The sequence below is a fragment of the Chitinophagaceae bacterium genome (genome assembly GCA_016713085.1).
In the GTDB taxonomy this organism is placed as follows: Bacteria; Bacteroidota; Bacteroidia; order Chitinophagales; family Chitinophagaceae; genus Lacibacter.
This window is the reverse complement of sequence record JADJPV010000002.1, coordinates 1,033,245-1,047,497: the sequence shown is the minus strand read 5'-3', so window position 1 is coordinate 1,047,497 and position 14,253 is coordinate 1,033,245. Positions and strand designations below refer to the sequence as shown.

Here is a 14,253-nt window from a genome sequence, read left to right as displayed (position 1 = left end):
TTACAACAACATTACCAGTGCGCAAAATCAACTTCATAATTTCCTTTGATGCGTTCAATCGGCGGATTGAAATAACCATGCTTTAAATCAGGAAACTCTTCTTTGATTAATTCGATAAACTGTTTTACACCCATCAACTCACTGGTTTCAGTAATACCGATCTTTCCCAAATACCAGTCAGGATCAATATTGAAATTCCGCCACTGAATCATTTTCAGCCCGGTTTCTTTAATGAGTTTTCGTAAGGCTTCATATTCTTCCACGCTGTCGGTCATGCCGGGAAAAACAAAGTAGTTGATGCTTGTCCATCCGCCAAAACTGTTCATCACTTTTAAGCTTTCAAAGATATCTTCAAACTGGTAATTATTCGGACGGTAATACGCTTCATACACATGCTTGCGTGCACTGTTAGTGCTTACACGGATTGAATTCAAACCGGCTTCGCATAATACTTTTACTGCAACAGGATTTGATCCGTTGGTATTAACATTGATACTTCCTTTCTGTGTATGTTTTCTTATTTCAATGATTGCATCACGCATAGTTTCCCACATCAACAAAGGTTCACCTTCACAACCCTGTCCAAACGAAACAATCGGGTAGGGCGCTGTTTCAAGGTGAGGAACAGTGAACTCAACAATTTCCTCGGAGCTTGGCTTAAACGTTAAGCGATCCTGCGGACTTTGTATATGTTCTTCCTGCGGCTGAAATGAAATACAACCAATGCAATTGGCATTGCAGGCAGGCGAAACAGGAATAGGACATTCCCAACGGCCCATAGCAAAATTTCTTGCAGCGGGACAATTATAAGTCTGGCAGCAGTTTTCAATCAAATGCCTTACCAAACGATTTTCAGGATAGGCTTTTAATAATCGCTGTGCACCTTCCTCAATCTTATCTTCATCATAACCTGCACATTCCTGGCGGATGTCCTGTTCAATGCGTAATGCGGTTACGTAGAATTTCTCATCTAACCAGCCAACAGCAACATAACAAAAGAGGGGAAGTGTTTCTGCATCGGGTTCACTTTCAAATGCAGCAATGTATAAACTTGTATGTGCAGGAGGTATAAAGGCAGCAACAGCCCAGCCTTTTTCACACAAACGCATTTCGCCTGTTTTTACATCAATACCAATTCCTTTCCTTCCGGGAAGTTCATAGAGATTGCCACCTTCAGGCAGTTCAATCCAGTCTTCCACATCAACTGGGAACGCATCCCAGCCTTCACGGCCAACAGCGTAAAGTGAAGTGTCTTCAAAAATATTTCCGCTTCCATCCGAATAAAGAATATAAGGCGATTGTGAAATCATTAGCATCAAGCTTTTAGCTGCGGGCTGCAAGCAAGAGCATTCAACCTGGGGCTAATGACTTGCAGCTAACGGCTGGTATTTAAGTAATGCCCGCAAAATTCGTGAATTTGTTCCAGTTCAGCGAAAGCAATTGCTTTTTGAAATTCGAACCGGTATTTCCGTTGTTTTTGGGTGACGATGGTGATGCTGTGCGGCAATGCTTCAATGCTGGCAATCTGTTCCCAATCCAGCTCTTTATCTTTTGGAAAACTGGAGATGGTTACCCCAAGGTGATGAATGGAAACTTTTTCCTGCTGAATCACCTTTCGCTCACAGTGAAATACATAATAATACATACCGGTAAAAGGCAGGAGCAGGGAAGCGGTGATCCATGATTTGTCGAGCAGGGCAAAAATGAAGAGTCCGCCAAAGACAATTACTTCAATTAAACGGAAGACGACATTGAGGCGTGATGCTTCTTCAGCAAAGCCCCGCATAAAAGCGATGGTGATTACATCGAGCCCGATGACCAGTTCACAAAAAGCAGTAATACGGTTATCGCTTTTAAATTCATAATAAGCTCCGGCCAGAAATACGAGCCCGGCAAAGAAATGCAACAAAGGGCTGTACTTTTCAGGTTATTGTAGGCGGGATGTACAATAGAAACAGAAAGTGGAGTAGCCATAATGCAGTGGTTTAAGGCTTAGATGCAGAGTTAAAAAAAATCCACAAGAAATTTACCGTTGATCATATTTATTTTTTGAAAGCATAAAAAAATGGTTCGTGCCCTGCACGAACCATTCCGGTTAATTCTAAGGATAAAATTTATTTATGATTGGTCTTTTTTATCTGGAATACCCTTGATAAGTTAAAGCCGAAACGGAGTTCTACTTTATCAATTCTGTTGGTGGTTTCAGTAATAAAGGCCCTTTCGTTCATACCCGTTGCATTTGAAAAGTGGAGCTGAAATACATGTCCGCCCGTTTCAATATCCAAACCCAATGAAACCGGGTTAAACGTTACATCCTTTTCAAGTCCATTGAAGCGGTGAAAATAATCCCATGTAATTGCCAGACGCTGAGTAAGCTTCAACCTGCCTCCAACACCCAATGAAAAAACATCATTTGGCTGTGAGGTAAACGGCACCAGGTTATTATGCACCATGGTTGGAGTAAGTTGCAATGTAAATCCTTCTGTGATTTTTCTTCCCAGAATTACCTGGTAGTAATAAGCCAGCCTGGAGGTTAGATAGTTGTGTATACCTGTATCCTGCCATGGAGAAGTATTTAAAGTAGCACCTGCAACAATTGCAACAGTAAACGGAAAGCTTCCTGTTCCCGTTGATTGCATCAGCGGAGCATACTTAAAGTAAGCATCCACTTCATTTTTCTAAGTGCTTCTGCCAAAGCCAATCATCAGGTTACGGTAAAGACCAAAGTCGAAACCCATACGCATACTTGCCTGGTCTAATCCAAAGAAGTTTTTATATCCCTGATTAGTAGGGCCGAATCTGTGCAGAATACGAAAGTCCATTGTACCGGGAGATAAAACTCCATGGAATGTCCATTGATAACCCTGGTTGACTTAAAAGCATACTTTACATATTCTTTCTTGGGTTTACTGTCACCTTTATCAACAAGTGTCAGCAGATCATCCTGTGCTTTTGCAGATGTGCCGATGAGGAGTAAAGCCAGAACGGCTGCATTGCGAATATTTATTTTCATTATTTGATGGTTGTGGGTTGTTCAATTTTTATTTCAGTGGTTCAAGCTGGCAGTCAACCGTAATCTTTGCAATTTTAGCTACCTTATCAGCAACCAGTGAAGGAATGGTTACTTTAAAATCGGCAAGTGTTACCGGGAAATCTGCATTCGCACTGATCTTTCCGCCTTTTACTGTTAATTTACCATCAGCTTCTATGTCCTTTGTTTCGCCATGCATGGATAATTTGCCTTTCACTTTCACCGGGTAAACCCCATCTTTTGAATAGTTCACCGCTGTGTTATTTGTAATTGTTCCTTTGAATTCAGTTTTTGGGTACTTATTACTTTCAACATAATTTTCGTTGAAGTGTTCCTGCATCAACGCCCTTTCGAATTCAAATCCTTTCATTAAAAGGGAGAACTGGATATTTCCTGTTTTGGTATCTACCACACAGATTGAACTTTTATTAACTCCATCAATACTTTCCGGAGATTTTGGAGTGGTAGCATCAAAATGAATTTTACCTGTTTTAGTAAAATATTTATCCTGTGCTGAAACTGCCCCTGTAAAGAGGGTGATGCTGATTAAAAAAACTATCTTTTTCATACTTGTTTGTTTAGAATTTAAATGAATTAATCTTTTACTATAACACACCTGTTAAGAATAACGTCTGATCCAAGACCCATTTCATCGGCATTGAATCCCGTACATACTCCTTTCAGAAAAGCCGGTGCATTTAACTGTAATGCTGTTACATCTTTACTGAACAGGCTGTCGATACTGCAACGTACGGAGGACAGTGATGAATTGTCGCCAATCACTACTGTGAAATTTCCCTGTTCATCTTTGTCAACTTTTTTTACAAGCCCGGCTACCTGTATAATCTTTCCTCCGTATTTCAGTGTAGCTGCTTTTTCATCATCAGTAAATGCTGTAATGATATCAAGCGGCTTTACTTTAAAGTCGGCTGCTTTGCTTGTGATGCTTTCACTCTTTCTGTTGAATTCTTTATAACCATAAATGGCGGCACCGATGCCCAGAACAACAGCAACGAGTAAAACATTCCGGATGAGTTTTTTCTTTTTCATGTTTTGATGAATTAATTGTTTGGACTTCCTGAATCAATCCACTTTTTGATGGTTGCTAATTGACATGTGGTCATTTTTGGCGCACCTTGTGGCATTGGTGAAAAACCTGCAGCAAAACTGATACTGCCATAAAGTTTTCCATTAACTGCCATTGCTTTATCAGTTGCATATGTTCCCATGGCAATACCACCGCTTGGTGATCCTCCGCTATGGCAACTGTAACATTGCTGCTGCAATAAGGGAACTACATTTTTACTGTAAGAAACTGCTGCTGCAGTATCGCATGCACCTGCACCTGCATACAGGTAATCGCCTTTATCATAGTAGCAGGAGCTAAAGCCGACTACAGCTATAAAAATCAGAATAATTAAAATGTACTTTTTCATGTTTGGGTTTTTAATTGTTTGGAGTGCCTGCATCAATCCATTTTTTTACCTGTTTAATTTCACAATCGGGCATTTTTAATCCACCCTGTGGCATAGGTGATATTCCTGCAGACCAGATGATTGAACCGTATAGCTTTCCTGTTAATGCCGATGCTTTAACACCTGCATAAGTTGACAAATCAACACCTCCACCTAAGGATGATGGATTATGACAGCCCTGGCATTTATTTGCCATTAAGGTTTTAATGGCAGTACTGTATTTAAAGTCAGTTGTATCACAACCATCACAGGAATTGTTTTTTGCACCCTGGTTAATCCACTTTTGCAATTTGGCTTTCTGTTCTGTCGTCCACGCAGGCATTGGCGGTGGAGGCATACGATCATTGTTTGTTTTGATGATCTCTTTATAAAGTGAACTGCTGCCGGCATTTCCGGGTATAACATGCTTTACAATGTTGTTATAATTGGTAAGTGTTACACCTTCCTTATGTGAAATGGCATCATGACAACCGGCCATTGAACAGGTTGATGTTATCAACGGTAAAATTTCATTGGCGAAATAAACCGTATCTGCACTGCACACTCTGCCTGTTGCACCCGGTAAACCATTAACACCTCCGGGATTTCCTGTATCCGGAACCATTGGTGGTTCGTGTTTACACGAGTTGATAATTATGATAAACATCAAAGCAATAAATCCAAGACCTAAGATTTTTACTGTCATAATGTTTTCTGTTTGTTTGAAAAACGATTTCATATTTTTTGTATTGTTATTGTTTTCGAAAGGTTTGTTAATACTTAATCAGTATAACGGTGTCCTGCATTTACCCAGTTTGTAATAAGCTGTTTTTCAGCCGTTGTTAAATTTGGTTGCGGACTGATTGGCATTTTTTTCAATGTACCTGTAACACATGAACCATTTATCTGGCTCCACTTAGTTACTATGTTGCAGTCTGTGTCAAAATTGTAACCGGCTTTACTTCCGCCATTCATATGACATGAACTTCCGCCGCAACGGGTTGTTATTAAAGTTCTCACTTGTGCAAACAATGAACCCGGAGCTATCACTGCAATTGTAACTGACTTTGTTTGAGTACACCCATTTGCATCTTTTACACCCAGTAAAAAATTACCTGCATTTAAACTTGCGAATACATTACTGGTTTGATAAGCTCCACCATTGATGTTATATGTGAACCCGGTTGAACCTGTAGCTGTTACTGTAATGCTTCCATTATTTGCCGGCGTAACACATGGTGTAGTATTTACAATAGCTGCTGTAATAACAATTGTTGTGTTTGCACAGGCACTGGTTGCAGTAAGTGTTACCTGCTTCGTTCCAAGACAACCGTTTGAGTTCTTAGCTGTAAGGGTATACGTTCCTGCTGCAAGATTGCTGAATGTGCCACTTGTCTGGTATGTACCATTGTTTAAACTGTAAGTAAATCCTGTACCACCCGTTGCTGATGCTGTAATTGAACCATTAGACAGACCTGTGCCCGGGTTAACCTGAGTTGTTGTTACTGCTACTGTTATACCTGCACATGGATTGTTTGCACCTAATGCTACAGTAGTTGTTCCTGTACAGCCATTTGAATTTTTTGCTGTAATGGTATAGTTACCTGCTGCCAGCCCTGAGAATATGCCACTTGATTGAAATGCGCCGCTATTGATACTGTATGTAAATCCTGTGCCACCTGTTGCTGATGCAGTAATTGAACCATTAGATAGTCCTGTGGCCGGGTTAACCTGTGTAGTTGTTATAGCAACAGTTACACCTGCACAAGGGTTATTGGTACCAACAGTAACCTGGGTTGATCCAATACAACCTGAAGAACTTTTCGCAGCAATCGTATAAGAGCCTGCCGCAATATTTGCAAAAGTTCCGCTTGATTGAAATGCACCTCCATTTAAACTGTAAGTAAAACCACTGCTACCGCTTGCTGTTGCAGTAATTGAACCATTTGATAAATTAGGAGATGCATCAACTTTTGTTGCCGTAACATTTACTGTAACGCCCTGGCAGGGATTAGTAGAGCCGATGGTAATTTCTAACGTATCTGTACATCCGTTTGAGTTACGGCCTACCACACGGTAATTACCAAATGCCATAAGACCTGTAAAATAGGCGCTATCAGAAAATTTCCCTCCATTTAAACTGAATTGAAAACCGTCACCGCCTGTTGCAGTTGCAGTTATTGTTCCATTTGAACCATTTAATAAGGCATCGGTTTTTGTTGCACTTATTTTGAAACCGATTGCTTCACATGACTCTGGTGGTGGCTCATGCTTACAGGAAAAAAATACAAGGGCACTTGCAATTGCAAGAAGGGCTAACTTAATTGGATTGGTTTTCATTTTGCTTTTGTTTGATCATAAATAAAAAGTAGCATTTGATTATGATGGTAAAAACAATGGGAATACAACTGCACAGCAGGGCTAGGCTTGCAGAAAATGTGTGGGTAAAAACTACAGGCTATAACTCAGGAGGGCGTATAGGTAGAGTAGAGTAACCGGAAATGGGGAACTCGTTTTTTAGAAAATTGAGTTTTTCCGGAGTAATAATTGTTGTATTGGAATTAAACGAAGCGAAAGGGGGTACGATGTATGCAATTGCAGAAAATGGTTTATGCAGTTGCCTGAATGGGAGTTCATTATCCTGATTGTCATCTGAAGTAATGCCATCATCACCAAAATAGTGCATGTCAACAAAATCAATGAAACTTACATCTGAATTTATTTGCTGATGCTGCTGATAATGTGCAATCAGCTTTGGTAAATTTACCAGCTGACCCACTTCTGTATTACCCAGAAGGTAAATGGCTAAAAAGGATATTGTAATTAGTTTACGCATCAGTATGACAGTGATATGACAATAACTATGCCAACAGGTTTTTTTTTGTTACAGATTCATCTAATCTGATTATTTTAAGCTAATCAGGATATCAAACTGCCTGATTTGATTTGTCATCTTCACATGACAATAATAGAAAACTAAAAGGCTTTTTAAAATGACCTTTCTATAAATTTTTCTTTTTTATGGAGAAAAAAGTGTTTTTTTAAGTAGAAAATCTTAGAGGAAAAGTATTTTCCTCTAAGATTTTTAAAATTGTCTACTCGTCTGATTTATTTTTTAAACTCATCAGTAAAGAGTAAGCACCCTTACTCACAAACTCATTCTCCTTTAATTTATCATCTGTAATATTGATTTCTGTAAAGCCATTTTCAGTAATGCCTGTTTGTACTTCAAGCATTTCAAATTTGCCGGTATCTCTTTTTACAAATACAAAGCTTTTGTTTTCAAAACGAACAACAGCATCAGATGGGAGCACTTCAGCATTCTTATTCTGTATTTCAATTTCAGCGTTCATATAGGTTCCCGGAATCAGGGTTTTATCATACTGTTCAAAATGGCAATGCACCTCCGTATTCCGTTCAGTGGAAAGGTCTCTTCCAATTAACAGAATTTCGCAGAGATGTTTATTCTGCGGATCACTGTTCGTAAATGCAACCAGTTTCTGACCGATAAATAATTTAGAAACATCTTTTTCGAACACTTTTAATGCAAGATGAATGTCAGTCGGGTTGATCAGTTCAAAAAGCACTTCCGTTGGTGCAACATACTTACCAATGTTTACATTCACTTTTGAAACATAGCCGTCAATAGGAGAGTGGATCTGTATGCTCCTGGTAATACTATTTTCATTCAGCTGTGTAATGTTAATCCCTGCCAGCTTCAGTTTTTCAGCCAGTGCATTGATCAACACTTTCTGGCTTTTGAAATCCGCTTCTGCCAGCTGATAGGTTTTATCGCTGCTGGCTTTACTTTCATTTAATTCTTTTTGCCGGAGATACTCATTCTCAAGAAAACTGATTTTAGCTTTAGCAGTTAAATAATCCTGCTGTAACTGTATGTACTGCTGATCTTCAACAACTGCAATTACTTCTCCCTTACTTACATGCATGCCGGGCAGTAATTTGGTAGTCTTTAGATAGCCGCCTAATGGCACACTGATTGAAACAATATTCTGCGGAGGTACATCTATCCGTCCATTCAGTTTAAGAATTGAAGAAACAGCTTTTTGCTGTAAACGGATTGTTTCAATACCTGCATTTTTAAGCTGTGCCGGCGAAAGTGTTACAATGTTCCCATCTGTTTCAACCGTTATGTTTTCCGTGCTTTTCTTTTACTGCCGCATGCAAGCACTAAAATAAATGCTGCACTTATAATCATATATTTTTTCATCTGCTGAAATTTACTTGTTGTTATAAAAGTTTAACCGGATGATGCTCTCATTAAGGTTTTTCACAGCATCGAGATATTCATTCTTAACAGTTATTGCCTGGTTAATGAGCATAAACCATTCAAGATAATTAATGAGGCCATTAGCAAATTGCTTATTAGCAGTTGCAATAATCAGTTCGGCATTTTTTAAACCGGTTTGTTCAAAATAGGAAACTGTTTCACCGTATTTATTATACTGTGCAAGTGCTGCATACAATTCTGTCTGCAAAGCCTGCGATCCAATGGCATAACTATTACCGGCGATCTGTTTACTGAATTTCGCACCACTGATCTTTGCTTTCTGTGCCTTTGCAAAAACAGGAATACCAATCCCAATCTGAACCGACTGGAACCTGTAACCGCTTCCATAGTATTTATTATCAGCGCCGGTTCCTTTAATGCTGCTGCTGAATACACCCAACGACAGATCGGGCAAAAGTTTTGCCTTCTCGACTTTTACCAGCGCATCAGCTAATTGCTGCTGATGGCTGAGTAATTGAATGGCCGGATGCTGTGTTATGTCAACGGGAATTGATTGATGTTACAGCTTGAATTTTTCAGCAACCGGTTTAAACAAAGTAACTGCATTCAGTAATAATTGAAATTGTAGTTGAAGGAATTCATCGTCGCTCTTTAGTTGTTTCTGTTGCAGATGAATTTCACCCAGTTGCGTTTCTGCAGTTGTCTTTTCAAGTATATTACTTTCTCCTTTTTGCAAACGCAGTTCTGTTAACTTATAAAATGCAGTATAAAGACTGTCAGCATAATTCAGTAACTGCAGCTTTCGCTGCAGGTATAACAGTTGATAAAAAACTGATGCAACCTGTTTTCGCAATTCTGCTTCTTTTACGGCCACCTGCAGCGTGCTGCTTTTCCATTCTTCTGTTAACAATTGTTTTTGTGTGGAATAAACTTTCGGAAAATTGAATGACTGTGATATGCCAAATCTTGTATCATTATAAATACTGTTTATTTGACCAAGATCAGCAACCACATTCGTTTGCGGTACAATGGCTGAACTGCCAATCAGCAATTTCCTGTATTCACCCATCAGTTTTTCGTTCTTTACCAGCAGATTATTTTTCAGGGCAGTATCGATGGATGCCTGTAATGTAATAGAAGTTTGTGCAGTTGCCATGTTACAGGAAAGCAGTATCAGTATAACAGTTGCAATTGTATTTTTCTTTTTCATAGTAATCCCTTTTTCAAATACCATATATAATACGGGTAACACAACCAATGTAAGGAAAGTGGCAATCAATAAACCACCAATTACAACGGTTGCTAATGGACGCTGCACTTCAGCACCTGCTCCATTACTTAAAGCCATAGGCAAAAAGCCAAGCGATGCAACTGCGGCAGTCATCAGCACCGGGCGCAAACGGATTTTTGTTCCCATCAGCACAATTCGTTTTACATCATGCATACCTTCATTTTTCAGGCGGTTAAATTCTGCTATCAGTACAATGCCGTTCAATACAGCTACACCAAACAACGCAATAAAACCAACCCCAGCGCTGATACTGAAAGGCATACCACGCAATGCAAGAAATAAAATTCCTCCAATTGCTGACAGTGGAATAGCAGAATAAATCAGCAGCCCCTGTTTTATTGAATTGAAGGCAAAGTACAGCAGCATAAAAATCAAGAGTAATGAAACCGGTACTGCAATGGTCAATCGTTTCTTTGCTTCATTTAAATTTTCGAAAGCTCCTCCATAGGTAATATAATAACCGGGAGGAAGTTTCAATTGAGCTTCTGTTTTTTTCTGAAGTTCAGTCACTATACTTTGCACATCTCTGCCCCGAACGTTAAACCCAACAACAATTCTGCGTTTGGCATCTTCACGCTGAATCTGGTTAGGGCCTTCTTTAATTTCTACATTCGCTAACTGGTAGAGAGGAACCTGGCTGCCACCAGGAGTTGGAATCAATAAATGCTGAATATCTGTTACGTCTTTTTTCTTTTCTCCTTTCAACTTTACAACTATATCAAACCGTTTTTCTCCTTCAAATAACATTCCGCTGCTTTGCCCTGCAAGTGCTGTATTTACAATACGGTTGATATCTGCAATACTTAAGTTGTATTGAGCGATTGCGCTACGGTTATAATTGATAATGATCTGTGGTAAACCATTCACAGATTCAACATATAAATTTTTTGCACCATCAACTGTTGTAATAATCTTCCCAAGCTTTTGGCTGTAATAAGCCAGTGTATCCAGGTCTTCTCCAAAAATTTTACAAACAACATCCTGTCTTGCACCCGTCATCAATTCATTGAAACGCATTTGAACAGGAAACTGAAAACCTGCTGTAATACCCGGCACATCCTTTAATGCTTCACCCATTTTCTCTGCCAGTTCATTAAAGCTTTTAGCGGATGTCCATTCTTCTTTGTCTTTTAAAATGACCATCATATCACTTGCTTCCATTGGCATCGGATCAGTTGGCACTTCACCACTGCCAATTTTAGTGACTACTTTTTCTACTTCAGGAAATCTTGTTTTAAGAATGTGTGCAGCTTTCTGTGTATTCTCAATAGTTGTTTGCAGATTGCTGCCGGTGAGTACTCTTGTATCTACAGCAAAGTCTCCTTCTTCCAGTGCAGGAATAAATTCGCCACCTAACGAGCGGAGAACAATGATTGCAGCAATAAACAAGGTGAACACTGAAGCAAGAATTGTTTTTGGATAATTCAGCATCGTCGACAAATTCGACTGGTAGAGTTTTTCCATCCATACCATAAACTTATCAGATAAGTTTTGTTTGTGTTTGAGCTTCTTACTTAAAAAGATTGAACTCATCATCGGAATATATGTGAGCGACAAAATGAATGCACCAAGTAATGCAAAGGCAACTGTTTGTGCCATTGGTTTAAACATCTTTCCTTCAATACCCTGTAAAGTAAATATGGGTAAGTACACAACAAGGATAATGATCTGCCCGAATACAGCACTGTTCATCATTCTGCCGGCAGAATAATTTACTTCAGCGTCCATCTGATCCTGTGTAAGGCGATAAAAATTATTAAACTTTTTACTGTGCGACAACTGATGCATTACCGCTTCCACAATGATTACTGCACCATCTACAATCAACCCAAAATCCAATGCACCCAAACTCATGAGGTTACCACTTACACCAAACCAGTTCATCATGGTTATGGCAAAGAGCATGGCCAATGGAATAACGGATGCAACTAAAATTCCTGCTCTGAAATTTCCGAGAAACAATACCAGAACAAACACAACGATCAATGCACCTTCCAATAAATTCTTCTCAACAGTACCAATAGCATTGTTCACCATCTTGGTTCTGTCGAGGAAAGGTTCAATTGTTACACCCTCAGGCAATGTTTTCTGAATTTGTGCAATGCGTTCTTTTACATTTTTTATTACTTCACTGCTGTTGGCTCCTTTCAGCATCATCACAATTGCTCCTGATACTTCGCCCTGGTCATTATAACACATGGCTCCATATCTTGTGGCAAAGCCAACCTTTACTTCTGCTACATCACGAATAAAAAGCGGGGATCCTCCGTTGATCGTTTTGATGGAAATATTCTGAATGTCTTCCATACTGCCAGCTAATCCTTCTGTACGTATATACAGAACTGTGGATGCTTTTTCAATGTATGCCCCCCCCGTATTCTGATTGTTTTTTTCCAACGCCTGGAAAACATCGTTGATGTTAATATTATAGGAGTGGAGTTTAGACGGATCAATTTCAATACTGTATTGTTTCAACTTGCCGCCAAAACTGCTTACTTCTGCAACTCCCTTTACACCTAACAACTGCCGGCGTACAATCCAGTCCTGGATAGTTCTTAACTCTGTTTCATCGAATGTTGTTTCATACCCTTTTTTTGGGCGAACAACATACTGATATATTTCACCAAGCCCTGTGGATACAGGTCCTAATTCAGGAATGCCAATTCCCGGAGGAATAATGGCCTGCACTTTTTGCAGCCGCTCTGTTACCTGTTGCCTGGCCCAGTAGATATCAGTAGCATCATCAAAAACAATGGTTACCAGTGAAAGGCCAAAGCGTGAAAAACTCCTGATCTCTTTCAACCCGGAGATATTATTATTTGCCTGCTCAATTGGAAAAGTTACAAGCCGTTCAATGTCTGTAGCACCAAAAGAAGGAGCAATGGTAATAACCTGCACCTGGTTATCTGTAATATCCGGAACCGCATCAATGGGAAGTTTGGTAACCTGGTAACTTCCATACCCAATCAGGACTACAATAAATAGTCCGATGATCAGCTTATTTTTTACTGAAAACCTAATTATAGCATTTAGCATAATGACGTCTGTTTATCAAATAATAGTACATACTGCTGCAATAGCAGGAATACGCAGATAAGTAAAGAAAAAGATATCCTTTACTGCTCAGAAAAAATTAAAACAAGACTATGCTTTTGGAGGCTGCCAGATAGAGGAGAGGTAAACAGAGGAAATAAGATACTCGTTAGATATAATATATGTTACTGATTCCTCCTTACATGTTTTTTCAACAAGAGAATAGAAAGCAGTTGGCATAAAAGAACCTAAACCCGAGCCTGCACAACCATCATGGGATTTAAAAGGAAGCTGCTGATCTTTGTCGTAGTCGATGTCAATTACAGTTGCTTCTTCGTAATGAATAGAGAGGAATTTCCAGACGGTAATATTCTTATCCTGTTCTTTATGTTCAATGTAATGCTGAATTAGTAACGGGAACTTCAACAACTGACGAAGTTCAGTTGAAGAGAACAGGTAAACCCCAAGGAATAATATGCAGATTGCTTTTTGCAACAGAACAAATATAAATAAAATAAACCAGCATCCTTAGAGGTTATGCTTTTACAAACTTCTCCCTGCAGTAGGCGTTCATCTCATCCATCTGCAGTTCACTTAATACAGCACCTGTTTCGTATTGAATAAAATGATTCTGTACCGTGTTGATAGAAACAAAATCATTTTTAATGAGCATCAGTTCAATGTCCTTCCATTCAATCAGCCGGTCGCCCATATTATGGGGTGTGTAAACTCCTTTTTCCTCAATGCGGATATGACAAACAGAGAATATTTTCCGTTCAGTAAAAAACAAAACAAGGAGACCGATTGCACCAATCATCTGCAGTGTACCCATCAAAGTAAGATTCATTCGCATAAAATACCAAGCGGAATAAAATAAGATAGCAGCTTCAAGCAGCCGGAAAATGCTGTTCATCACGGAAATATTACCGAACAGCCGTTTGCCCGTTAATGCAAATAAAACAGCAAAGATTGCACCGGCAATCTGAACAACAACAAAAAAGAGATCCGGGCTTGGTTGTTTAAAGTCGCCCCATGCATTAGCTACCATCAGGAAACCGGCGAGTAAATGTAAAAGTCGTGCTGCTTTTTTTTGCTTCTCGAAGGGCTCGAAAAAGATGGGGATTTTGTAAGATGCCATAGTGCAATAAAGATACAAACTAAATAAACCTGACAACAAAACTGAAATAAGAAAGTA

11 protein-coding genes and 2 pseudogenes are annotated in these 14,253 nt (G+C 39.3%); all 13 read right to left on the bottom strand.

The annotated features are described in order from the left end of the window. Window positions 1–11 precede the first annotated feature (11 nt). The 13 genes and pseudogenes from IPK31_17530 to IPK31_17470 all read right to left on the bottom strand — a co-directional run bounded on the left by IPK31_17530 (window position 12) and on the right by IPK31_17470 (window position 14,196). Window positions 12–1,310 carry a radical SAM protein gene (locus tag IPK31_17530; protein MBK8089575.1) on the bottom strand — a complete coding sequence of 433 codons (1,299 nt, stop codon included), beginning with the start codon at window positions 1,308–1,310 and terminating at the stop codon, window positions 12–14. 65 nt (window positions 1,311–1,375) lie between these two features. Then, window positions 1,376–1,909: a hypothetical protein gene (locus tag IPK31_17525; GenBank protein ID MBK8089574.1), complete on the bottom strand. Its 534-nt coding sequence runs from the start codon at window positions 1,907–1,909 to the stop codon at window positions 1,376–1,378. A gap of 205 nt (window positions 1,910–2,114) precedes the next feature. Further along, a pseudogene (locus IPK31_17520) lies at window positions 2,115–3,001 on the bottom strand (hypothetical protein). A gap of 40 nt (window positions 3,002–3,041) precedes the next feature. Beyond that, complete coding sequence (locus tag IPK31_17515; GenBank protein ID MBK8089573.1) at window positions 3,042–3,599, bottom strand: YceI family protein; 558 nt, start codon at window positions 3,597–3,599, stop codon at window positions 3,042–3,044. 26 nt (window positions 3,600–3,625) lie between these two features. Then, window positions 3,626–4,081, bottom strand: a complete 456-nt coding sequence (locus tag IPK31_17510; GenBank protein MBK8089572.1) for a hypothetical protein — start codon at window positions 4,079–4,081, stop codon at window positions 3,626–3,628. A gap of 11 nt (window positions 4,082–4,092) precedes the next feature. Further along, window positions 4,093–4,467: a hypothetical protein gene (locus tag IPK31_17505; GenBank protein ID MBK8089571.1), complete on the bottom strand. Its 375-nt coding sequence runs from the start codon at window positions 4,465–4,467 to the stop codon at window positions 4,093–4,095. Between the two features lie 10 nt (window positions 4,468–4,477). Then, the gene (locus IPK31_17500; protein ID MBK8089570.1) at window positions 4,478–5,224 is read right to left on the bottom strand and encodes a hypothetical protein; all 747 of its coding nucleotides are present in this window, start codon (window positions 5,222–5,224) and stop codon (window positions 4,478–4,480) included. Between the two features lie 41 nt (window positions 5,225–5,265). Next, the gene (locus IPK31_17495) at window positions 5,266–6,825 is read right to left on the bottom strand and encodes a hypothetical protein (protein ID MBK8089569.1); all 1,560 of its coding nucleotides are present in this window, start codon (window positions 6,823–6,825) and stop codon (window positions 5,266–5,268) included. A gap of 118 nt (window positions 6,826–6,943) precedes the next feature. Next, on the bottom strand, window positions 6,944–7,321 hold the full coding sequence (locus IPK31_17490) for a hypothetical protein (GenBank protein ID MBK8089568.1): 378 nt from the start codon (window positions 7,319–7,321) through the stop codon (window positions 6,944–6,946). A gap of 259 nt (window positions 7,322–7,580) precedes the next feature. Further along, window positions 7,581–8,636, bottom strand: coding sequence for an efflux RND transporter periplasmic adaptor subunit (locus IPK31_17485; GenBank protein ID MBK8089567.1), 1,056 nt, complete (start codon window positions 8,634–8,636; stop codon window positions 7,581–7,583). Between the two features lie 87 nt (window positions 8,637–8,723). After that, a pseudogene (locus IPK31_17480) lies at window positions 8,724–13,061 on the bottom strand (CusA/CzcA family heavy metal efflux RND transporter). 108 nt (window positions 13,062–13,169) lie between these two features. Then, window positions 13,170–13,553, bottom strand: a complete 384-nt coding sequence (locus IPK31_17475; protein MBK8089566.1) for a hypothetical protein — start codon at window positions 13,551–13,553, stop codon at window positions 13,170–13,172. A gap of 40 nt (window positions 13,554–13,593) precedes the next feature. Next, a complete protein-coding gene (locus IPK31_17470; protein MBK8089565.1) occupies window positions 13,594–14,196 on the bottom strand; it encodes a hypothetical protein in 603 nt (200 codons plus the stop codon). Window positions 14,197–14,253: the final 57 nt, after the last annotated feature.